At 71.2% G+C, this 1857-nt stretch carries 2 protein-coding genes; both read right to left on the bottom strand.

Annotated elements, in window-relative coordinates; translation table 11 throughout:
* Positions 1 to 1374 (bottom strand): NADH-quinone oxidoreductase subunit NuoH (gene nuoH, locus AN218_RS23330; RefSeq protein WP_070018866.1); only part of this gene is annotated, 1374 nt, incomplete at its 3' end.
* Between the two features lie 217 nt (positions 1375 to 1591).
* On the bottom strand, positions 1592 to 1857 hold a 266-nt coding region (locus AN218_RS23320; RefSeq protein WP_275936992.1), incomplete at its 5' end, for a molybdopterin dinucleotide binding domain-containing protein.

Genomic DNA, 1857 nt, shown 5'->3' with positions numbered 1-1857 from the left:
GCCGCCCCGCCCCGCCTCGCCCGCCTCTCCCGCGGACTCCGACGCACCGGACGGCCCGACCAGCTCGCGGTCGTGGCGCGAGCGGCGGCGCGGCACCGGCGGCAGCTTCTGCCCCGGCAGCGGCGGTACGGGGAAGCCGCCCGCCATCGGATCGAAGACCTCGGAGGCGGCCTCGCGTTGGGCGGCCTCTTCCTCCGCTTCCTCCTTGCGGCCGCGGAAGACGTCCACGACGAAGGAGATCAGCAGGATCGCGAGGGCCGCGCCGGCGACCCAGTAGACGATGCCCGCGAAGTCGTACCCCTCGTTCCGCAGGGCCCGCACGGTGGCGACGAGCATCAGCCACACCAGGGACACCGGGATGAGGACCTTCCAGCCCAGCTTCATGAACTGGTCGTAGCGCACACGCGGGAGCGTGCCGCGGATCCAGACGAAGAAGAAGATCAGGGCGCACACCTTGAGGAAGAACCAGAGCATCGGCCACCAGCCGTGGTTGGCCCCCTCCCAGTACGTGGAGATCGGCGCCGGCGCCCGCCAGCCGCCCAGGAACAGGGTGGCCGCGAGCGCGGAGAGCGTCACGATGTGCACGTACTCGGCGAGCATGAACAGCGCGAACTTGATCGAGCTGTACTCGGTCTGGTAGCCGGCGACGAGGTCGCCCTCGGACTCCGGCATGTCGAACGGTGCGCGGTGCGCCTCCCCGACCATCGAGACCATGTAGATCAGGAAGGACACCGGCAGCAGACCCACGAACCAGGTGTCCTGCTGGGCGTCCACGATCGCGGACGTCGACATCGACCCGGAGTAGAGGAAGACCGCCGCGAAGCTCAGGCCCATCGCGATCTCGTAGCTGATGACCTGGGCCGTGGCGCGCACGGCGCCCAGCAGCGGGTACGTCGAGTTGGACGACCAGCCCGCGAGGACCACGCCGTACGCACCGATCGAGGCGGTGGCCAGGATGTACAGCGCCGCGACCGGAAGGTCGGTGAGCTGCATCGCCGTACGCGTGCCGAAGATCGACACCTCGTTGCCGGGCGGCCCGAACGGGATCACGGCGATCGCCATGAACGCCGGGATGGCGCCCAGCACCGGCGCGAGCAGATACACGATCTTGTCGGCGCCCTTGACGACGACGTCTTCCTTGAGCATCAGCTTCACGCCGTCGGCGAGCGACTGCAGCATGCCCCAGGGGCCGTGCCGGTTGGGACCGACGCGCAACTGCATCCACCCGACGACCTTGCGCTCCATGACGATGGAGACCAGCACGGTCACCATCAGGAACGCGAAGCAGAAGACGGCCTTGAGCGCGATCAGCCAGATCGGGTCGTGGCCGAAGAAGGAGAGGTCCTCCTCGGCGAGGACTGCCGTGCCGTTCACGCGGTCACCCCCTCGGTGAGGGCGCGTGCGCGTGCTCCGCGTGCGCCGTGCCGGTCCGTGACGAGCGCGCTCACGCGCTCACCTCCTCGTGTACGTGACCGCGCCGCGCGCGGGCCCACCCGTGCGGAGCCGGGGGTGTGCACGGCGCTCACCGTGCTCGCCGTCCTCGCCGTTCCCACGGTGCTCCCGTGGGGCGCGGCGCCGGGAAGCCGCGTGCTCATGCGCCGGCCTCCTCGGGACGTACCGCCGTGCCGGCGGCGATGCGGACCAGCTCGCCGGGCAGTGCGCCGGTGTCCGCCTGGACGCCGCCGCCCGTGGAGTTCAGCGGAAGCCACACCACGCGGTCGGGCATCTGCGTGATCTCCAGCGGGAGTTGGACGCTGCCGAGCGGTCCCGAGACCGCGAGCACGTCGCCGTCCGCGACGCCCGCCTCGGCGGCCGTCGCCCGGGACAGCCGGGCCCGCGCGGGGTGCCGGGTGCCGG

Source organism: Streptomyces nanshensis (genome assembly GCF_001751255.1).
Taxonomy (GTDB): domain Bacteria; phylum Actinomycetota; class Actinomycetes; order Streptomycetales; family Streptomycetaceae; genus Streptomyces; species Streptomyces nanshensis_A.
This window is presented reverse-complemented; position numbering and strand designations above follow the sequence as displayed.